Raw genomic sequence first — 20989 nt, forward strand, 5'->3', positions numbered from 1 at the left:
TGGCGCTCACGCGGCTGCCCGCGTGAGTTGAAACTGCCCCATCGCACCCGCCAGCCGGTTGGCCTGGTCCTTGAGGCTCTGGGCCGCTGCAGCGCCCTGCTCCACCAGCGCGGCGTTTTGCTGCGTCATGTGGTCGAGCTGGTCGACCGCCTGGCTCACCTGGCCGATCTGTGTGCTCTGCTCGCTGCTGGCCTCGTTGATCTCGGACATCAGCGTGGTCACCCGCTCCACGCTCTGCACGATGTCGCCCATGGTGGAACCTGCGGTCACCACCAGCCGGGCGCCATCACTCACCTTGTCCACGCTGGTGGAGATCAGCGCCTTGATCTCACGCGCCGCATTGGCACTGCGCCCTGCGAGGCCCCGCACTTCGCTGGCCACCACGGCAAAGCCGCGCCCCTGTTCGCCCGCGCGGGCGGCCTCCACGGCGGCGTTCAGTGCCAGGATATTCGTCTGGAACGCAATGCCATCAATGATGCCAACGATGTCGGCGATCTTCTTGCTGCTGGCGTTGATCTCTTCCATGGTCTTGACCACCTGGCTGACCACTTCGCCGCCTTTGCTGGCCACTTCGGTGGCGTTCAGCGCCAGGGCATTGGCCTGGCGCGTGCTGTCGGCATTGGCGGCCACCATCTGCGCCAGCTGCGCAATGCTGGCCGCCGTCTGCTGCAGGTTGCTGGCGGCATGCTCGGTGCGCATGCTCAGGTCAGTGTTGCCCGCTGCCACCTCCGAACTGGCCACATGGATGGATTCGCCCGAGTCACGCACCTCGGTCACCACGTAGTGCAGCGACTCGACCATCTTGTCCAGCGCCGTGAGCAGCTGGCCAATCTCGTCGGTGCGCTGGGTTTGCATGCGCACCGTCAGGTCGCCCCGCGCCACCAGGTCCGCCGCTTCGCAGGCCTGGCGCAGCGGCAGCACGATGGAGCGCCGCAGCAGCCAGCCAAACAGCGCCGACAACGCCACCACCACCAGCACCGCCACAGCACTGACCCATTGCGCACGGGACGCGTCGGTAATCATGCTGTCACCCGCTTTCAGGGATGACTGCTCGGAGGCTGCGAGCAACTGGTCAATGGAGCGCAGGTACTGGGTCAACGCAGCAGCGTGTTCCTGCAACTCCTTCTGGCTGATGATCTTGGCTTCGAGGGCGTTTTGCACCAGCGCATCCCGCAACACTGCATATTTCTGGCGTTGCTCCTGGGCTTCGGTCCACAGCGGCCCGGCGCTCTCGCTGGAGGACGCCTTGGCCATCGCTTCTTCAATGCGCTTGCGCATCGCGTCTTCGGCGGCGATTTGGCTGCGCATCTCAGCCACCAGCGGGAACACGTCGGACGACAACGTGGCACGCAATGCAATCTGGCCGATATAGACAGACTGCGTTTTCCAGTCCCGCACCGTGCGCTCAATGGGCAGCTGCTCTGCAGTCAGCAGCGTAGCCTGGCGGCTGGTGCCCTGGCCCGTCAGCCAGGTGGTGGCGCCGAGCAAGGCCACCGCGAAGCCCAGAATGCCAAAGCTGGCCGCCAGCTTCTGCCCCACGCTCAGGGTGCGGCTGCGCCGCGCAGGCTCTGGGCTCTGGGCGGCAGAGTCTGTTGTGGCACGGTTGACATCCGCGTGTGCAGGTGCGGCGGAGAAGGTGGCGCCGCCAAGCGCCCCGGAAGTGGCTGGCAAGTAGTTCATGAGCGTTCTCCTGGTTCATTTCCCGCACCGTGCGGGGGTGGAAACCAGTGGTGGCAAGCGCTGTGCCCAGTGTGTCCCCGCAGGTACATCACACACAGCACATGCCCCACTGGGGTCAGCGGCCCATCACGTCACAACGTGACACATTCGCCAAAGCCGCCACCGCCGGGGGTAGCGATTTCGAACACATCGCCAGGCTCCATCAGCGCCGCGCCGATATGGCCCAGCTCTTCCACCTGGCCATTGGCACGCAGCACGCGGTTGGCACCGGGCCGGCCGGGCTGGCCGCCTGCCATGCCAAAGGCGGGGTTCAGGCGCCCGTTGGACAAAATGCTGGCCGTCATCGCCTCCAGAAAGCGCACGCGCCGCACGCCACCATCACCACCCGCCCAGCGGCCTGCCCCGCCAGACCCGCGCTGGATCTCGTAGCTGTCGAGCACCACGGGGAAGCGGAACTCCAGCACCTCGGGGTCGGTCAGGCGCGAATTGGTCATGTGCGTCTGGACCACGCTGGTGCCGTCAAACCCGCGCACCGTGCGGCCCGAAGCATCGAACACCGCACCGGCACCGCTGCCACCGGCAATGGTTTCGTAGTACTGGTACTGCGCATTGCCAAAGGTGAAGTTGTTCATGGTGGGCTGGCTGCCCGCCATCACGCCCAAAGCGCCGAACAGCGCATTGGTGATGCAGGTGGAGGTCTCCACATTGCCCGCCACCACCGAGGCCGGCGGATTGGGGTTGAGCATGGAGCCCTGCGGGATGATGACCTGCAGGGGTTTCAAACACCCGGCATTGAGCGGAATGTCATCGTCGACCAGCGTGCGGAACACATACAGCACCGCCGCCATGGACACTGCACGCGGGGCGTTGAAGTTGTTGGTCTGCTGCGCACTGGTGCCTGCAAAGTCGATCACCGCGCTGCGCTCGGCCACATTGACCTTGACCGACACGCTGATCTGCGCGCCGTTGTCCAGCTTCAGGGTGAACTGCCCGTCTTTGAGCTGCGTGATCACGCGGCGCACCGACTCTTCCGCGTTGTCCTGCACATGGCGCATGTAGGCCTGCACGACATCCAGGCCAAACTGGCCCACCATCTTCGAGAGTTCCTGCACACCCTTCTCGTTGGCAGCGATCTGGGCACGCAGGTCGGCCAGGTTCTGCTGAGGGTTGCGACTGGGGTACGGCGTGGTGCCGCCACCCGTCTTCAGCAGGCTGCGCACCTCTTCTTCCAGAAAGATGCCACGGTCCACCAGCTTCACGTTGTTGATCTGCACACCCTCTTCGTCGATGCGCGTGGAGAACGGTGGCATCGAGCCCGGCGTGGTGCCACCGATGTCGGCATGGTGGCCCCGGCTGCCCACATAAAACGTGGGCTCCTTGCCCTCGGCCACATACACCGGGGTGATCACGGTCACATCAGGCAGATGGGTGCCGCCATGGTACGGGTCGTTGAGCATGTACACATCGCCCGGGTGCATCTTCCCCGCGTTCTCGCGGATCACGGTCTTGATGCTCTCACCCATGGAACCCAGGTGCACGGGCATGTGCGGCGCGTTGGCGATCAGGTTGCCCGTGGCATCGAAGAGCGCACAGCTGAAGTCCAGGCGCTCCTTGATGTTGACCGAGTAGGCCGTGTTCTGCAGCTGCAGGCCCATCTGCTCAGCGATGTTCATGAATAGGTTGTTGAACACCTCCAGCAGCACCGGGTCTACCGTGGTGCCTGCGGCGTACTGCACCTTGCGCGCGGTGACGCGGTCCAGCACCAGGTGATCCAGGTCCGTGAGGCGCGCAGACCAGCCGGGCTCCACCACGGTGGTGGTGTTCTTCTCGGCAATGATGGCCGGGCCTGGGATCACGTCGCCAGGGTGCAGGTCCTCGCGCACCACCAGGGCGGCATCGTGCCATGCGCTGCCCGAGTACATCTTCACCGTCTCGCGCTGTGGGTGCTTGCGGTGCGGATGCACGGGAAGGCGCGGCTCGGCGGGGGCATCGCCCGCAATCATGGCCTCGACCGACACGGCCTCCACCACCAGACCCTTGCCTACCATCAGGAAGGCAAAACGCTGGCGATAGGCAGATTCGAAAGCGGCCTGGATGCTGGCCATGTCGCCAAACGGCACCACCAGGGCCGAATCGGTGCCTTCGTAGCGCACGTGCACGTTGTGGCGCACCTGCACCGGGTTGGCGCTGACCTGCTGGCGCTCCAGCTCGGCCTGGGCCGCAGAGCCCAGTGCGTCCAGGCGTTCCGCAATCAGCGGCAGCGATGCGGCGGCCAGTGGCATCTCCACCGCCTGTTCGCGGATCACCGTCTGGTCCGCCAGACCCATGCCATAAGCACTGAGCACGCCCGCCAGCGGGTGCACAAACACACGCGACATGCCCAAAGCGTCGGCCACCAGGCAGGCATGCTGGCCGCCCGCGCCACCAAAACACTGCAGCGTGTAGCGCGTCACGTCGTAGCCGCGTGCCACGCTGATCTTCTTGATGGCGTTGGCCATCTGCTGCACAGCGATCTGGATGAAGCCTTCGGCCACTTCTTCGGGCTTGCGCTGGGTCTGCGCAGCAATTTCCTCAAAACGGGCGCGCACCGCATCGGCGTCCAGTGTTTCGTTGGCGGCGGGGCCAAACACGCTGGGGAAGTAACGCGGCTGCACCTTGCCCACCATCACGTTGGCATCGGTCACGGCCAGCGGGCCGCCCCGGCGGTAGCTCACCGGGCCTGGGTTGGCGCCTGCGCTCTCGGGGCCCACTCGGAAGCGGGCACCGTCGTAGGCCAGCACCGAGCCGCCGCCAGCCGCCACCGTGTGGATGCTCATCATGGGGGCGCGCATGCGCACACCGGCGACGTGGGTTTCGAACTCGCGCTCGAACGCACCGGCGTAGTGACTCACGTCCGTGGACGTTCCGCCCATGTCAAAGCCGATGACCTTTTCATGCCCGGCCAGGCCCGCCGTGCGCGCCATGCCTACGATGCCACCTGCGGGCCCCGACAGAATCGCATCCTTGCCCTGGAAGGTACCCGCATCGGTGAGGCCCCCCGAAGACTGCATGAAGAACAGCTTGACGCCCGGCATCTCGCTGGCGACCTGCTCCACATAGCGGCGCAAGATGGGTGAGAGGTAAGCATCCACCACGGTGGTGTCGCCCCGGCTCACGAACTTCATCATGGGGCTGGTTTCGTGCGAGGTGCTGATCTGCGTGAAGCCCACCTCTTTGGCGATGCGCTGAGCCGCCTGTTCATGCTGGGTGTAGCGGTAGCCGTGCATGAACACAATGGCCACGCTGCGCAGACCACGTCCGTAGGCGGCCAGCAGGTCGCCGCGCAGGCTGGGTTCGTCCAGTGCCTGCAGCACATCGCCATGGGCGCCCACCCGTTCGCACGCTTCGATCACCTCGGTGTACAAAAGCTCGGGCAACTGGATGTGGCGATCGAACAAACGGGGGCGGTTCTGGTAGGCAATACGCAGCGCGTCGCGAAAGCCGCGCGTGGTCACCAGCAGCGTGGGCTCGCCCTTGCGCTCCAGCAATGCGTTGGTGGCCACGGTGGTGCCCATCTTCACGCACTCCACCAGCGCGGGTGTGACGGGCTCGCCAGGCTTCAAACCCAGCAGGTGGCGGATGCCCGCCACGGCGGCGTCCTTGTACTGCTCGGGGTTTTCAGACAGCAGCTTGTGGGTGGTCAGCGAGCCATCAGGCCGCTTGGCCACGATGTCGGTGAATGTGCCCCCACGGTCAATCCAGAACTGCCAGCGGGGAATGTGGGTGGTGGGTGCAAGTTGTGTCATGGTGTGATGGTTTGCAAAGTGAAATGAAAGGGTTCGGTGCTCGCTCAGGCCGCCAGGGCCAGAGGGGAGCGGGCCGGGGAGCGCGGCGCGCGAGCCAGTGCCTCCAGCACCGCGCGCACAGAAGGAATGGAGGGCGCTGTGACCATGGCCTTGTCCGCTCCGCACCAGGGGCGGCTCAGTGCAGCGATCCAGGGCATCACGACATGGATGTCCGAGGGCGGCAGGGTTTGCATGCTGTCCACCACAATGCTCAGCTCCTGCGCCAGGCGCGAGCCCGGTGCAAAGCGCCAGTGGTACTGGCCGCAACCCAGGCGCACCGCGCGGCTGTCTTTTTCGGTCATGGCCACAAGCCAGGGGCAGTGAAACTCCGCGCACGCAGGATCGGGAGGATCGGCCAGACAGAAGCTGTACACGTTTTCATAAGTGCGGCCAAAGCGGCGTACCAGGGTTTCGGCAATGGCGTCGCGGCCGTGGGCCACCGGCGGAAAGTCCATGTCGCCCTGCCGCACGTCCATGCGCAGCAGCGCGCCGCCGGCAAAGGCCCGCTCGATCAGGTGAGGCCGGTTGCCATCCTTGGCCAGCAGATACATCTCGATGGTGTCGGAAGGGGTTTGCATGGTGATTCCTTGGTGATGCCAACAATGCAATGGCCTAGCGCTGCGTGTAGTACGGGATGAAGAGCTGGTTGGCCTCGCTCCCCACGGACCGCACCCATTCGCGGGAAAAGCGTTCGCCCAGGCGTTTGAGTTCGGAGTCCAGCACCGCGGTGGGGGGCTCGACCTTGATGCCTTTGCGCTGCAGTTCGATCACCGACTCCTCGGCCACGGCGGCGCTCATCGCCCAGCCCCGTTTTTCGGCGTCTGCTGCAGCCTGGCTCACGGCCTGGCGCACCGGGGCGGGCAGTGCGTCAAACGCCTGCTGGTTCACAAAGACGATGTTCTTGGGGAACCAGGCGTTGATACCGTAGTACTGCTTGATCTGGCCCCAGACCTGGTTTTCCACCCCGGTCAGGGCCGATGTGATCATCGAATCCAGCTTTCCGGCCGCCAGGGCCTGATTGACCTCGACCATGGGCACATCCACGGGCGTGGCGCCCAGCAGCTCGGCAATGCGCACCGTGCCCGGGTTGTAAGTGCGCATGCGGGTGCCCTTGAAATCCACCGACGAACGCACCGGGACCGTGGTGAACAGCCCCTGCGGAGGCCACGGCACGGCGTACAAGGCTTTGAGCCCCTTGCGCGCCATGTGCACTTCGATCAACGGTCGCTGCACATCCCACATGCGCCGTGCGTCGGCATAGCTGCGGACCACAAAAGGCACGGAATCGCCACCTGCCATAGGGATCTCGCGCACCAGGCTCGTCATGATGGTTTCGCCCGCCTGGGCCTTGCCGTCCTGCACCGCCTGAGGAATCTCAGCCAGTTTGAACAAGGCGTTGTTGGCATGCACTTCAATGCGCAATGCACCGGCTGAAGCACGCTCCACGTCCTGCGCAAACTGGACGATATTGCGCGTGTGGAACGACTCCGCCCGGTAGCCCGTGGCCAGCTTCCACTGGGTTTGGGCGTGCAGCACCGGGGCCACGGCAAGCGCGGCCAACAACACGATGGTCTTCATGGTGAGCTCCTGTACGGATTTTTCGGTGAGGGGTGCTGCGGGGTCAGCCCTGCATCTGGCGTGGCAGCCAGAGCACGACGTCGGGCACGAAATACGTCAGGATGACCGCAACGATCATCAATGCGAACAAAGGCAGTGCAGTGCGGGCGATCCAGGTAACTTCGCGGCGCGTCATGCCCTGCAGCACAAAGAGGTTGAAGCCCACCGGCGGCGTGATCTGCGCCATCTCCACCACCAACACGATGAAGATGCCGAACCACACCAGGTCAAAGCCTGCAGCTTCCACCGTGGGCAGCAGCACCGCGATGGTCAGCACCACCATGGAGATGCCATCCAGGAAGCAGCCCAGCAGGATGAAGAACATGATGAGCAGCAGCATCAGCGCAAAGGGCGACAGGTGCAGGGCGCCGATGAACTCGGCCAGGTGGCGTGGCAGGCCGATGAAGCCCATGGCCAGTGTGAGGAACGCGGCGCCCGCCAGGATGAGGCCGATCATGCAGTACACGCGGCAGGCAGCGACCAGCCCGTCCTTGAAGCGCGCCCAATCGAGTGATCCCTCGATCTTCGCCAGAATCAGCGACCCGCCCACACCCAGCGCCGCGGCCTCGGTGGCGGTGGCAATACCGCTGTAGATGGCGCCCAGCACCACCACGATGAGCGACACCACAGGGATCAGGTGGCGCGACGCATAGAGCTTCTGCACAAAGCTCAGGCGGGCATCGGGCGCTGGCACCTTGTCCTTGTTGAACAAGGCCCACACGACGATGTAGCCCATGAAAAGTGCTGCCAGCAGCAGGCCTGGGATCACGCCAGCCAGGAACAGCTTGGAGATCGACACATTGGCCGCCACGCCATAGACGATCATGATGATCGACGGCGGGATCAGCAGGCCCAGCGTGCCTGCGCCAGCCAGTGTGCCCACCGAGATGTCTTCGGGATAGCCACGCTGCTTGAGTTCGGGCAGCGTGATCTTGCCGATGGTCGCGCAAGTGGCCGCCGATGAGCCCGAGATGGCTGCGAAGATGGTGCAGCCCACCACGTTCACATGCAACAGGCGGCCGGGCAGACGGTCCAGCCAGGGCGCCAGGCCTTTGAACATGCTGCTCGACAGCTTGCTGCGAAACAGTATCTCGCCCATCCAGAGGAATAGCGGCAAAGCCGTGAGCGTCCAGCTGGAGGTAGACCCCCAGATGGTCAGCATCATGCTGTCGCCCACGGGGCGGCTGGTGAAAAGCTCCATACCGACCAGCGCCACCGCAAGCAGTGACAGGCCGATCCACAAACCCGAACCGAGCACTGCAAAGAGCACCACGATCAGGCCAAAGGCAATGATGACGTCCATGTTGATTTCTCCTGCCAGGGGTTACTCGGAACGGGCCGATTCAGACACGGCCATGAAGGCCACGCCCTGAAAGCGCAGGATGAGCGCATGGGCAAACGACAGCGCAAAGCCGATGCAGCCCATGGCCATGCTGATCTGGGGAATCCACAGCGGCGAGGCATCGGCCGCAGGCGAAATGTCGTGCGTGACGTAGGAAATCCACACCGAGCGCACTGCGTAGCAGGCGATATAGACCGTGAGCACCAGTGCACTGGACAGGCAGAACCATTCAAAGGCGCCGCGCCAGCGTGACGGCAGCCGGTCGAGCAACAGGGTCACCCGGATGTGGTCTCCGTTTTGCAATGTGCCGGGCAATGCAAAGAACAGCGCTGCGGCGATGGCGTAGCCTGCATACGCGTCGAGACCGTCGATGTTGACGTGAATGACCTCGCGGGCAAACACGCCCAGCGTGACTGCGGCGAACGCAGCCAGCATGGACAGGCCGGACAGCAACATCAGCAGCCTGTAGAAATTTCGGACGAGTTTGTCCATGGCGTACTCCGGTAACGCTTGAAAAAAATGAGGGGGAGTGGCGACGAAAGAACTGGGCAGCAGGCGCCTGTGCTACCCCGGCCCCACTGCGGGGGCCCGGAAAACGACGATTACTTCTTGCGGTAGGCGTCGATGATGGCCTGTCCCTCCGGCCCGGCAGACTTGATCCAGTCGGCCGTCATGGACTCGCCAATGCTTGTCAGTTCCTTCTTGATGCTGTCGCTGGGCTCGGCCACGGTCATGCCTTTGGCGCCCAGCTCTTTGATGAACTCCTTGTCCACGCGCTCGCTAGTGGCCCAGCCGCGCTCTTCGGCGGCTGCCGCTGCCTTCAGCACGGCGTCCTGCAAAGGCTTGTCGAGGGCATCGAACGCCTTCTGGTTCACCACGGTGGCATTGCGCGGAAGCCATGCGCTGACGGGATAGAAGTGCTTCACCTGCTCATACAGCTTGGATTCCACGCCGCTGGCGCTGGATGTCAGGAAGTTCTGCACGGTGTTGGTAGCCAGGGCCTGGCCCAGCTCCGACAGCTGGATCGTCACCGGCTGCGCCTTGAGCAGTTGCGCAATGCGCGTGGTGGCGGGGTTGTAGGCCCGCATCTTGGTGCCAGCAAAGTCCGCGGGCGTACTCACGGGCTTGAGCGAGTAGAGCGACTGGCCGGGCCATGGCACGCTGAACAGAACCTTCACGCCTTGGGACGCGAGCAGCTTCTCCTGGGCAGGCTTGGCGGCCAGATACAGGCGCTTGGAATCGGCATAGCTCGTGGCCAGGAACGGAATCGAGTCCACACCAAACAGCGGGTTCTCGTTGGATGCGCCCGAGAGAATGAACTCGGCCGAAGGCACCTGGCCGGTTTGCACCGCACGCTTGATTTCGTTGGCCTTGTACAGCGAGCCACCGGGGTGCAACACGATCTTGAGCTTGCCGCCCGTGAGCTGATCCACCTCGTTGGCGAACTGCTGCACGTTCTGCGTCTGGAAGCTGTTGGCGCCATAACCCGTGGGCAGGTCCCACTTGATCTGGGCCTGGGCGGCGCAGACGCTGAGGACTGCGGACAAACAAATTGTGATTTTCTTCATGGTGGAACTCCTTGTTGAAAGCGGATCAGAAACTGGCGAGCTGGTGGTTGAGAAGGTCGGTGACCAGCATGCAGCCCGGTGCATGCGTGATGCAGAACGCGGGCTGGGCATTCAAGATGGCCGATTGCGGGGTGACACCGCAGGCCCAGAAAACAGGGATTTCGCCCGGCATCAGCGCTACGGCGTCCCCGTAGTCGGGATGGGCCAGATCGGCGATACCGATCAGGGCCGGGTCACCGATGTGCACAGGCGCTCCATGCACATTGGGGAAACGCGAGGTGACCTGCACCGCACGGATCACATCCGCTGCGGGCATGGGACGCATGGTCACCACCATGGCGCCGCCAAAAGGGCCGGCCGGCTCGGTTTGCACGTTGGTGCGGAACATGGCCACGTTCTTGCCTTCGTCGATGTGGCGCAGGCGGATGCCTGCCTCGATCAATGCGGACTCGAACGAAAACGAACAGCCCAGGATGAAGGTGACCAGGTCCGGCCGCCAGAGGCTGGCAATGTCCGCCACCTCCTCCGACATTTCACCGTGGCGCCAGATGCGGTACAGCGGCACATCACTGCGGATGTCGATGTCCTTGCCCAGCGAAGGCAGGGTGAACTGGCCGGGCTCGCTGACCGCCAGCACGGGGCAAGGCTTGGGATTGCGCTGGCAGAACCGCAGAAAGTCACTGGCAAGCACCTCGGGCAGGATGACCACGTTGCCTTGCACATGGCCGTCTGCGAGACCGCTGGTGTGCGATGTCCACAGGCCCTTGCGGATGGTGTCGCGGACGTGGTTCGGATTGCTGGTGCCCTCAGGGCCAAACACCGCGAGCGAATTTTCTTGAGCTAAGTCCACCGTATTTCCTTGCATTGAGAAAAGTCAATTGCATGACGTTGGACGGATTGTGTTGGGGTGTAACTGCGCTGGCAAATTCAAAAAATTTCTCTTAGCTCATCGATTTTTTCGATGCACTTCATTGGGGCGAAGCAAACCAATTTGGTGCTCAGGGTTAACCCTTGGACTTCTATTTAGGGTTAACCCGAGTCCTCGAAAGGAGAATTTGCACAAGCGCAGTCGCACCGAACTGCGCATGTCGCTTCAATGCGAAGTTCTCGGGGCTGCGCCGTAAACGCAGACACTGCAGCCGCAGTGCGCGCAGCGGAAAAAGGAGCGTGCGTGGTCCCCGCGCTCAGGCGCGGGCCTTGCGGGGCTTGGGCGCTGGGGGTTGCTGCGCTTCGATGAAGCTGAGCGCCGAACGCACGATCGCCTCCATTGCGGGCGAAGACGGGTCTTCGCGGTAGCTCACGTGAATGGGCAGCGGACGCAGCGCAATGTCGCAGGCCAGCGCACGAAGATCCGGGAATGCCAGCATCCTCTGCACCGCCAGGCGCGGCAGCGTGGCAACGCCAAAACCGCCCTGCACCAGCTGCACCATGGCAGAGATTGAGGAAATGGTGTGCACGCAGCGCGGCTCCACCTGCGCCTGGCGCAGCGTGTCCAGCAGGTACACATGGGGCTGAGAACCGCGCTGAAAGGTCAGGATGTCGGTGCCGGCAAAGTCTTCTGATGCATAGCGCCGCTTGCGGTGGATCTTGCTGTTGCCGACGAACACCATCTCCATCGGCGTCAGCGCCTGGCTGCGAATGCCTTCGGCCGATGCGGGCAAGGCCGCAAACACTGCATCCAGCGTGCCCCGGCGGATCTGATCCAGCAGCACCGGCGTGGATTCGACCGTGAGTTCCAGCTCCAGCAGCGGGTTGTCCTTGCGCAGTTGTTCCACCCAGGGGATGAGCCACGAGTGGAGCACCGACTCAATGGCGCCCAGTCGAATCGACACTTCCAGCGGGCCGCCCGAGCCCATCTCGGCCTTGAGCTGGCGCTGCAGCTCCAGCATCCGCTTGGCGTACGTCAGAAAGCGCGTGCCCGCCACTGTGAGCTTGAAATGTTTGTCGCGCCGGTCCAGCAGCAGCACGCCCAGTTCTTCCTCCAGCGCCGCCACGCGACTTGACATGGCCGACTGCGTCAGAAAGAGCTTTTCCGCTGCGCGCGTCACGCTCTTGAGGGAGGCCACCCAGTAAAAGGCTTCGACAAAACGCAGGTTCATGGTGGTGGTTCTCCGGCCTCGCTGGCACGTTGCAAGCTCCTTGGCGGTGCACCGTGGTGGTGCAACATCCCCCAAGCCAGTGCCGAAAGGCGTGGCCATTCTGCCGTTGATCCACGTGCTCCACAGCCTTTGAGCCGCAAAAACAGAGCATCGCCGGGTTTCCTCGATGCCTGCGCAATGGAATTGCGACCGGATGCAAATACTATAAAAACAATAGCTATTGGCGCTTTACAGATAAGCGCTAGAGTCCAATTTCATTCAAACTCATGCGACAAACAGGGGCAGATCGGCCTTTTTGAGCGTGCGCAGCACGAAGCTGGAGCGGCTGTGCCGGATGCCTTTGATCTTGTAGAGCTTCTCACGCAGCAAGCGCTCGTAATCGCGCGTGTCCTTCACGACGATGCGCAGCAGGTAGTCGTAGTCGCCCGACACCAGGTGCGCCTCGATCACCTCAGGAATGCTGGCAAGTGTTTCGCCAAATTTTTCGAGCGTGTTGTCGGAATGGCTATCGAGCGTGACCTGCACCAGCACCGTGTCGGCCAGGTCCAGCGACTGCGGGTTGATGCGCACGGTATAGCCCTGGATCACACCCGCCTCTTCCATCTTCTTGATGCGGCCCCAGCAGGGCGATGCGCTCAGGCCCACGGCCTGCCCGATCTCTTGCAGGCTGGCGCGGGCGTTGCCCTGCAGCACAGCGAGAATTTTTCTATCCAGTCGATCCATCGGCTGGATTATTCACTAATCTTCGCCAACACAGAAAAATATTCTGCGATTCACTCCATTTGAAGCGAATTCAGCAAATTCATCTCATCCGCCCCGCGCATACTTCTTCCATCAAGGCGCTCTTACCGGAGCGCACAAACTGACAAGGCCCCGGCTGGTTACCGCCAGCACGGGGCCCTTGGCATTTTTTGGCGTCGCCCATGGCCAACAGAAGCGCCTTGGCTAGCGCCCTGGTGGGTAGTTAATAAGCACGCTTACCAGCACAAACCCCGATGCCTGCGCCGATGCTGCACCGCCATAATTTGGCAGAGGCTGGGGTCCGCTCTGCAAGGAGCAACCGTGCATCCCCACCAACCCAGCCCACCATTAACAGGAGACAGCATGCAACTGACCAAACTCGTCGTCGGCCTGAGCCTTGCGCTCGGCTTTGTGGCCACCGCTGCCGCGCAGACCACCATGCGCATCAGCATCTCGACAGCCCAGAATTCCCACCAGGGGATTGCCATCGACACGTTTGCCAAGGAAGTCGAAAAGCGCACCAGCGGCCGCTACAAGGTGCAGACCTTCTACAACGGCGCCCTGGGCGGCGAGCGCGAATCGATCGAAGCCGTGCAGCTGGGCACGCAAGAGCTGGCGTTCAGCTCCACAGGGCCCATCCCCAACTTTGTGCCTGAAACCAAAATTCTGGACGTGCCTTTCCTGTTCCGCGACAAGGCGCATGCCCGTGCGGTGCTGGACGGCCCCATCGGCCAGGAGATGCTGACCAAGTTCGACAGCAAGGGCTTCAAAGCCCTGGCCTGGGCCGAAAACGGCTTCCGCCACATGACCAACAGCAAGCGTTCGGTGAACACGCCCGAGGATCTCAAGGGCCTGAAGATGCGCACCATGGAGAACCCCGTGCACATCGCCGCGTACAAGGGCTTTGGCATCATCACCACGCCCATGGCCTTCCCCGAAGTGTTCACGGCCCTGCAACAAGGCACCGTGGACGGCCAAGAGAACCCACTGCCCGTGATCATCTCGGCCAAGTTTGACCAGGTGCAAAAGCACCTGACACTGACCGGCCACGTGTATTCGCCCGCCATCTTCGTGATGAACAAGGGCGCTTTCGAGAAGCTGTCGGCCGCGGACAAACAGGCCTTCATCGACGCCGCCAAGGAAGGCACCAAGGCCAACCGGGCCCGCGTGGATGAAGACGATGCCAAGGGTGTGGCCGACCTGCGCGCCAAGGGCATGACGGTGGTGGACAACCCCGACAAATCCAAGTTTGTGGCGGCGCTTGCCCCCGTAAATGCCGAGTTCGAAAAGCAGTTCGGCAAGGCCACGCTCGACAAGATCCGCGACTTCAAGTGATGCCCGCGCTACTATCGATGTAGTAGCAACCAACGCCCGTAGCGCAAGCGCTATCGGGCGTTTTTGCTCCCGCCCCGGGTTTCTTGCCTGATTGCTTACCGTGTTGTCCCCCCTGTTGTTTCAACTGCCCATGGCTGGCACTGCCCCATGAAAAATGCTTTTCTCACCTTTGAGCGATGGACCACGTTCATCGCCATGCTGGGGGCCTGCGCCATGCTGGCCCTGTCTGCCTCGCTGGGCATGTTCCAGATCCTCATGCGCTTTGTGCTGGAGCAGCCCGCCGAATGGACGGAAGTGCTGATCCGCTTCAGCCTGATCTGGATGGTGTTCCTGGCCATCCCCAGCGCGTTCCGCCAGGGCGCGATGGTCAGCGTGGATGTGCTTTACCGCTGGAGCCCTCCCGCCCTGCGGCGGGTGCTGGACTGGGTGGTCGCGTTGGCAGCCCTGGCGCTGATCGGCATCGTCATCTGGTACGGCTGGGACTACGCTCAACGTGGTGGCGTGCAGAGCATGGCGGGGCTGGAATCCGTCTCCATGTTCTGGGCCTACCTGGCCATGCCCGTCGGCGGCCTGTTCTGCACTGTCGGCATCATCGGCAATCTCATCGACCCCCTGCGCATGGAACTGGAGACCGCCCAATGAGCATGGTCATGATTTCAACGATGGTGATTTGCTTTGCACTCACCATTTCGGTGGCCGTGTCCATCGGCCTCGCCTCCATCCTGGGCATCCAGGCATCCAACGCCAACATGCTGATCTCGGTGAAGGAGATGTTCGCCTCGATCAACAAGTTTCCGCTGGCGGCCATCCCCTTCTTCATCCTCGCGGGCAACCTCATGGAGACCGGTGGCATCTCGCGCCGCCTGGTGGAGTTTGCCAAGAGCATCGTGGGCGGCGTGCAGGGCGGCCTGCCCATGACCTGCGTGCTCACCTGCATGATCTTCGCGGCCGTGTCGGGCTCGTCGGTGGCCACCACGTTTGCGATTGGTGCCATCCTGATCCCCGCGCTCATCAAGCATGGCTACCCCACCAGCTATGCGGCTGCGCTGCAGGCCACAAGTGCCGAGCTGGGTGTGATCATTCCGCCCTCAATCCCGATGATCCTGTACGGCGTGAGCGCCGAAGTGTCCATTGGCGAGCTGTTCATCGCGGGCTTTGGCCCGGGCCTGCTGATCAGCGGTGCGCTGATGCTCTTCGTATGGGCGTATTGCAAGTACAAGGGCTGGGGCAAGAACGACGGCGATGGCCGCATGCCGTTTGGCAAGGCCACGCTCCAGGCAGGCTGGGCGCTGCTCATGCCTGTGATCATCCTGGGCGGCATCTACGGCGGCGTGTTCACCCCCACCGAGGCATCGGCCGTGGCCGTGTTCTACGCGCTTATCGTGGGGGTGGTGATCTACCGCGAGATCCGCATCAAGGACCTGTTCGCCATCCTGCGCAAGTCGGCCATCTCGTCGGCGGTGATCATGTTCATCATTGCCAATGCCGGGCTGTTTGCGTTCCTCATCACACGTGCCGGGGTGCCCGATGCCATCGGCCGCTGGCTCGAAGCCGTGCTGCAGTCCCCTGCCTTGTTCCTGCTGGGGGTGAATGCGGCGCTGTTCGTGATCGGTATGTTCATCGAGACCAGCGCCGCCATCATCGTGCTGGCGCCCATCCTCGCGCCCGTGGCCATGCACTTCGGCATCGACCCGGTGCATTTCGGGCTGATCATGGTGGTGAACCTGGCGCTGGGCATGATCACCCCGCCTTTTGGAGTGAATCTGTTTGCGGCCTGCACGGTGGCCAGAATCTCGCTGGACCGCATCATCAAGCACTTACTGCCTTTTGTTTGTGTGATCCTGGTTTGCCTGATGATCATCACGTACATACCCTCGATCTCACTCGCTCTCCGAGATCTGGTCTACGCAAAGTAGTTAGAATCGTTAGGTCAGGAGAGAGTGCCAAGCCCCACAGGCCACCGCACCGCCGAAGGCGCAGGCAGCAGCCGAACGCTCAGGCAAAAGGACTGACAACCGCCCGCAGTGATGCGGGCGTTCCCTTGCTGGAGAGAGATGGCCCACCGCACCCGCGTGTCGAGGCCATCCACCGAAGGAGCAAACCGCACGGCCAGCCAGGGCGCTGCGGTGAATCTCTCAGGTAAAGCGGACAGCAGGGCAAATCCCGTGGCCACCTTGTGGCTGCGGCCCTCATTTGCCCCGGAGTTCCGCCATGTCAGCCACCGCCCCCCTGCTTACCACGCCCCTGAACGCCCTGCACATCGAGCTGGGCGCCCGCATGGTGCCGTTCGCCGGCTACTCCATGCCCGTGCAATACCCCGCTGGCCTGATGGCCGAACACCAGCACACGCGCAGCGCGGCGGGCTTATTTGACGTCTCGCACATGGGCCAGCTCAAGCTGGTCGGCCCTGACGCCGCAGCGGCGTTTGAAACCCTGATGCCGGTGGACGTGATCGACCTGCCCGTGGGCAAACAGCGCTACGGGCTGCTGCTCACTGACGAAGGCACGGTCATCGATGACCTGATGTTCTTCAACCAAGGCGTGGTGGATGGCGAGCCCACGCTGTTCGTGATCGTGAACGGTGCTTGCAAGGTGGGCGACATTGCGCACATCACGGCCCGCATCGGCCAGCGCTGCAAGGTGGTGCCCATGCCCGACCACGCCCTGCTCGCTCTGCAAGGCCCGCGGGCCGTCACCGCCCTCGCCCGCCTCGCGCCCGGCGTGGAAAAGCTGGTGTTCATGACGGGCGGCGATTTTTCCATTGCAGGCTGCGACTGTTTTGTGACCCGCAGCGGCTACACCGGTGAAGACGGTTTTGAAATCTCGGTGCCCGCTGCGCAGGCCGACACCCTGGCCCGCGCCCTGCTTGCTCAGCCCGAGGTCAAACCCATCGGCCTGGGCGCCCGCAACTCGCTGCGGCTCGAAGCGGGCCTGTGCCTGTATGGCAACGACATCGACACCACCACCACGCCGCCTGAAGCCGCGCTGAACTGGGCCATCCAGAAGGTGCGTCGCACGGGAGGCGCCCGCGCAGGGGGTTTCCCCGGAGCAGACAAGGTGCTCGCGCAGATCGACAACCCCGCCAGCCTGCAGCGCAAGCGCGTCGGCCTCGTCGCACTGGAGCGTGTGCCCGTGCGCGAACACACCGAATTGCAGAGCGAAGACGGCCAGAAGATTGGCGAAGTGACCAGCGGCCTGCTGGGCCCCACGGTGAACGAACCCGTGGCTATGGGCTATGTCACACCCGCCTTCGCCGCCATCGGCACGCGGATGAACGCCATCGTGCGCGGCAAGGCCGTGCCCATGGAAGTGCGTGCCATGCCCTTTACCCCCGCGCGCTACTACCGCGGCTGACCGTCTGAAACTGCGCCAGCCCGGCTACAGTCTTGGCTGGCATCGGCACTTTTGTTTGTTTCCTCCCTTTTTTTCTGGAGCCCCCATGACCGTCAAGTTTTCCAAGGATCACGAGTGGATCGACATCTCCGACCACGAAGCCGCCACCGTGGGCATCACAGTACACGCCCAGGACGCGCTGGGCGATGTGGTGTTTGTGGACCTGCCCGAAGTCGGCAAGACCTTCACCCAGGGTGAAGTCGCCGGCGTGGTGGAGTCCGTCAAAGCCGCCGCCGACGTGTACATGCCCGTCACCGGCGAAATCGTCGAGGTGAACGAAGCCCTGCGCGCCGACCCCTCGCTGGCCAACACCGACCCGCTGGGCGCTGGCTGGTTCTTCAAGGTCCACGTGACCGACATGATGCAATTCGACGCGCTCATGGACGAACCTGCGTACGCAGAGTTCGCCAAGAACGCCTGATCTCCGGATCTTTTGTTCCCCGAGGCCCGGCGCCCTGCCGGGCCAATGTGCCTCCTTGTTGTCCCACGCCGCCGCCGATGACCACCCTCGCCCCCCTGCCCACACTCGCAGCGCTTGAAAACGCCACCGAATTCCTGCCACGCCACATCGGTATCGATGCGGCCGATGAAGCGCACATGCTGTCGGTGATTGGCGAGGCCTCGCGCCGCGCCCTCATCGACTCCATCGTCCCGCGCTCCATTGCACGCAGCAGCGCGATGGACCTGCCCCTGCCGATCACGGAAGCGGCGGCGCTGGCCGAACTCAAGGCGATGGCATCGAAGAACCAGGTCCTGAAGAGCTTCATCGGCCAGGGCTACTACGGCACCCACACACCGGGCGTCATCCTGCGCAACATCCTGGAGAACCCCGCCTGGTACACGGCCTACACACCGTACCAGGCCGAAATCTCGCAAGGCCGCATGGAGGCGCTGGTCAATTTTCAGACCATGGTCTGCGATCTGACCGGCATGCCGATTGCCAATGCATCGATGCTGGACGAAGCCACGGCCGCCTCTGAGGCGATGACGCTGGCCAAGCGCTCCGTCAAGAGCAAAAGCAATGTGTTTGTGGTGGCCGGTGATGCCCACCCGCAAACCATCGAAGTGATCCAGACCCGTGCCAAGCCCCTCAATATCGAAGTGGTGCTGGCCAACTCCGCCGCCGAATGGGATGCAGCGCTGAATGGCGAGTATTTCGCCGTGCTCGCCCAGTACCCCGCTACCAGCGGCCGCATTGATGACCTGCGCGCTGATGTGGAGAAGGCGCATGCCAAACAGGCGGCCTTCATCGCAGCGGCCGACCTCCTGGCCCTCACGCTGATCACCCCGCCCGGTGAATGGGGTGCCGACATCGTCGTAGGCACCACGCAGCGCTTCGGTATGCCCATGGGCGCGGGTGGCCCGCACGCTGCCTACATGGCCTGCCGCGACGAGTTCAAGCGCAGCCTGCCCGGCCGCCTGGTGGGCGTGAGCGTGGATACACATGGCAAGCCCGCCTACCGCCTGGCCCTGCAAACGCGCGAGCAGCACATCCGCCGCGAAAAGGCCACGTCGAATATCTGCACCGCGCAGGTGCTGCCCGCCGTGATCGCCAGCATGTACGCCGTGTACCACGGCCCCGAAGGCCTGCAGCGCATTGCGCAACGCGTGGCCAGCTACACCGCCATTCTGGCCAAGGGGCTCGCCCAACTGGGCGCGCCGGTGCGCCCGCAGGCCTGCTTCGACACGTTGACGCTCAAAACCGATGGCGCTACCAAATCAATAGCTGCTCGCGCAGTACAGATGGGCGTCAACCTGCGAATTTATTTCGAAAACTACCTGTGCATCTCGCTGGATGAGACCACCACACGCGCCGACATCGAGCTGCTGTGGAAGGTGTTCGCCGCGGATGGCCAGGCGCTGCCCACGTTTGACGCCTTCGAGAAGGGTGTAGAGCCGCTGATCCCCACCGAACTGCGCCGCGCCAGCAAGTACCTGACTCATCCGGTGTTCAACACCCACCACTCCGAAACCGGCATGCTGCGCTACATCCGCCAGCTGTCTGACAAGGACCTGGCGCTGGACCGCAGCATGATCCCGCTGGGCAGCTGCACCATGAAGCTCAATGCAACGAGCGAGATGATCCCCATCACCTGGCCCGAATTCGCCAACGTGCACCCCTTCGCACCCGCTGACCAGTTGCATGGCTACAAGGAGCTGGACGAACAACTGCGCGCCTGGCTGTGCCAGGCCACGGGCTACGCAGGCATCAGCCTGCAGCCCAACGCCGGATCGCAAGGCGAATACGCGGGCCTGCTGGCCATCAAGGCCTACCACGAGGCCCAGGGCCACGGCCACCGCAACATCTGCCTGATCCCCAGCAGCGCACACGGCACCAACCCCGCCAGCGCCCAGATGGTGGGCATGCAGGTGGTAGTGACCGCCTGCGACGCCAACGGCAACGTGGACATGGCCGACCTGCAGGCCAAGTGCGAACAGCACAGTGCCAACCTGGCCTGCATCATGATCACCTACCCCAGCACGCACGGCGTGTTCGAAACGCAGGTGAAGGAGCTGTGCGCCCTGGTGCACAGCCACGGCGGCCGGGTGTATGTGGACGGCGCCAACATGAACGCCCTGGTCGGCGTGGCCGCCCCTGGCGAGTTCGGCGGCGACGTGAGCCACCTGAATCTGCACAAGACCTTCTGCATTCCGCACGGCGGTGGCGGCCCCGGCGTGGGTCCCGTGTGTGTGGTGGCCGATCTGGTGCCCTACCTGCCTGGTCATGCCACGGCCGGTGTGGCCGGCGGCGTGGGTGCCGTGTCGGCAGCGCCTCTGGGCAATGCCGCCGTGCTGCCCATCAGCTGGATGTACTGCCGCATGATGGGCGCCGAAGGCCTGCAGGCCGCGACCGAAACCGCCATCCTCTCGGCCAACTACATCAGTGCACGCCTCAAGGATCACTACCCCACGCTGTACGCGAGTGCCAATGGCCACGTGGCGCACGAGTGCATCCTGGACCTGCGCGGCCTCAAGGACACCAGCGGCGTGATGGCTGAGGATGTCGCCAAGCGCCTGATCGACTACGGCTTCCACGCACCCACGCTGAGCTTCCCCGTGCCCAACACGCTGATGGTGGAGCCCACTGAGAGCGAAACGCTGTTCGAGATCGACCGCTTCATCGACGCGATGATTGCCATCCGCGAAGAGATCCGCCAGATCGAATCCGGCGCCTGGCCGCAGGACAACAACCCGCTGAAGAACGCGCCGCACACGGCCGAGAGTCTGCTGGGCAGCGAATGGGCTCGCCCTTACGCCCGCGAAGCTGCCGCTTACCCGGTGGCCGCCCTGCGCCAGGCCAAGTACTGGTCGCCTGTTGGCCGCGTGGACAACGTATGGGGTGACCGCAATCTGAGCTGCAGCTGCATCCCGGTGTCTGACTACGCCTGA

The 20989-nt window shown here is 63.5% G+C and carries 16 protein-coding genes and 2 riboswitches; of the genes, 6 read left to right on the forward strand and 10 right to left on the reverse strand.

Annotated elements, in window-relative coordinates; translation table 11 throughout:
• Nucleotides 1-6: 6 nt before the first annotated feature.
• From C8C93_RS08495 to C8C93_RS08540, 10 genes are all read right to left on the reverse strand, one after another.
• Nucleotides 7-1680: a methyl-accepting chemotaxis protein gene (locus tag C8C93_RS08495; protein ID WP_121506564.1), complete on the reverse strand. Its 1674-nt coding sequence runs from the start codon at nucleotides 1678-1680 to the stop codon at nucleotides 7-9.
• A 131-nt stretch (nucleotides 1681-1811) separates the two neighbouring features.
• The gene (locus tag C8C93_RS08500) at nucleotides 1812-5465 is read right to left on the reverse strand and encodes a hydantoinase B/oxoprolinase family protein (RefSeq protein WP_121506565.1); all 3654 of its coding nucleotides are present in this window, start codon (nucleotides 5463-5465) and stop codon (nucleotides 1812-1814) included.
• Between the two features lie 44 nt (nucleotides 5466-5509).
• A complete protein-coding gene (locus C8C93_RS08505; RefSeq protein ID WP_055402385.1) occupies nucleotides 5510-6082 on the reverse strand; it encodes a hypothetical protein in 573 nt (190 codons plus the stop codon).
• A gap of 34 nt (nucleotides 6083-6116) precedes the next feature.
• Nucleotides 6117-7082 (reverse strand): TRAP transporter substrate-binding protein, encoded by a 966-nt coding sequence (locus C8C93_RS08510; RefSeq protein ID WP_055402383.1) that lies wholly within the window; start codon nucleotides 7080-7082, stop codon nucleotides 6117-6119.
• A 43-nt stretch (nucleotides 7083-7125) separates the two neighbouring features.
• A complete protein-coding gene (locus tag C8C93_RS08515; RefSeq protein ID WP_121506566.1) occupies nucleotides 7126-8424 on the reverse strand; it encodes a TRAP transporter large permease in 1299 nt (432 codons plus the stop codon).
• Between the two features lie 21 nt (nucleotides 8425-8445).
• Nucleotides 8446-8955: a TRAP transporter small permease gene (locus tag C8C93_RS08520; RefSeq protein WP_121506567.1), complete on the reverse strand. Its 510-nt coding sequence runs from the start codon at nucleotides 8953-8955 to the stop codon at nucleotides 8446-8448.
• Between the two features lie 110 nt (nucleotides 8956-9065).
• A complete protein-coding gene (locus C8C93_RS08525) occupies nucleotides 9066-10031 on the reverse strand; it encodes a TRAP transporter substrate-binding protein (RefSeq protein WP_121506568.1) in 966 nt (321 codons plus the stop codon).
• 25 nt (nucleotides 10032-10056) lie between these two features.
• The gene (locus tag C8C93_RS08530) at nucleotides 10057-10896 is read right to left on the reverse strand and encodes a putative hydro-lyase (protein ID WP_255577604.1); all 840 of its coding nucleotides are present in this window, start codon (nucleotides 10894-10896) and stop codon (nucleotides 10057-10059) included.
• Nucleotides 10897-11215: 319 nt separating this feature from the next.
• Nucleotides 11216-12130 carry a LysR family transcriptional regulator gene (locus C8C93_RS08535; RefSeq protein WP_121419953.1) on the reverse strand — a complete coding sequence of 305 codons (915 nt, stop codon included), beginning with the start codon at nucleotides 12128-12130 and terminating at the stop codon, nucleotides 11216-11218.
• Between the two features lie 264 nt (nucleotides 12131-12394).
• Nucleotides 12395-12853 carry an Lrp/AsnC family transcriptional regulator gene (locus C8C93_RS08540; protein WP_121506569.1) on the reverse strand — a complete coding sequence of 153 codons (459 nt, stop codon included), beginning with the start codon at nucleotides 12851-12853 and terminating at the stop codon, nucleotides 12395-12397.
• A gap of 381 nt (nucleotides 12854-13234) precedes the next feature.
• Between C8C93_RS08540 and C8C93_RS08545 the strand changes: the two genes are divergently transcribed.
• The 6 genes from C8C93_RS08545 (at nucleotide 13235) to gcvP (ending at nucleotide 20989) form a co-directional block, all read left to right on the forward strand.
• Nucleotides 13235-14206 (forward strand): TRAP transporter substrate-binding protein, encoded by a 972-nt coding sequence (locus C8C93_RS08545; protein ID WP_121506570.1) that lies wholly within the window; start codon nucleotides 13235-13237, stop codon nucleotides 14204-14206.
• Between the two features lie 147 nt (nucleotides 14207-14353).
• The gene (locus C8C93_RS08550) at nucleotides 14354-14848 is read left to right on the forward strand and encodes a TRAP transporter small permease (RefSeq protein WP_121506571.1); all 495 of its coding nucleotides are present in this window, start codon (nucleotides 14354-14356) and stop codon (nucleotides 14846-14848) included.
• A complete protein-coding gene (locus tag C8C93_RS08555; RefSeq protein WP_121506572.1) occupies nucleotides 14845-16122 on the forward strand; it encodes a TRAP transporter large permease in 1278 nt (425 codons plus the stop codon). The genes C8C93_RS08550 and C8C93_RS08555 overlap by 4 nt, the downstream gene beginning before the upstream one ends.
• 5 nt (nucleotides 16123-16127) lie before the next feature.
• Nucleotides 16128-16227: riboswitch (glycine riboswitch) on the forward strand.
• Nucleotides 16228-16240: 13 nt separating this feature from the next.
• Nucleotides 16241-16368: riboswitch (glycine riboswitch) on the forward strand.
• A 49-nt stretch (nucleotides 16369-16417) separates the two neighbouring features.
• Nucleotides 16418-17560 carry a glycine cleavage system aminomethyltransferase GcvT gene (gene gcvT / locus C8C93_RS08560; protein ID WP_121506573.1) on the forward strand — a complete coding sequence of 381 codons (1143 nt, stop codon included), beginning with the start codon at nucleotides 16418-16420 and terminating at the stop codon, nucleotides 17558-17560.
• Between the two features lie 85 nt (nucleotides 17561-17645).
• Nucleotides 17646-18020: a glycine cleavage system protein GcvH gene (gcvH, locus tag C8C93_RS08565; protein WP_121506574.1), complete on the forward strand. Its 375-nt coding sequence runs from the start codon at nucleotides 17646-17648 to the stop codon at nucleotides 18018-18020.
• A 77-nt stretch (nucleotides 18021-18097) separates the two neighbouring features.
• Nucleotides 18098-20989 carry an aminomethyl-transferring glycine dehydrogenase gene (gcvP, locus tag C8C93_RS08570; RefSeq protein WP_121506575.1) on the forward strand — a complete coding sequence of 964 codons (2892 nt, stop codon included), beginning with the start codon at nucleotides 18098-18100 and terminating at the stop codon, nucleotides 20987-20989.

The organism is Acidovorax sp. 93 (assembly GCF_003633835.1).
GTDB classification, from domain to species: Bacteria; Pseudomonadota; Gammaproteobacteria; order Burkholderiales; family Burkholderiaceae_C; genus Acidovorax; species Acidovorax facilis.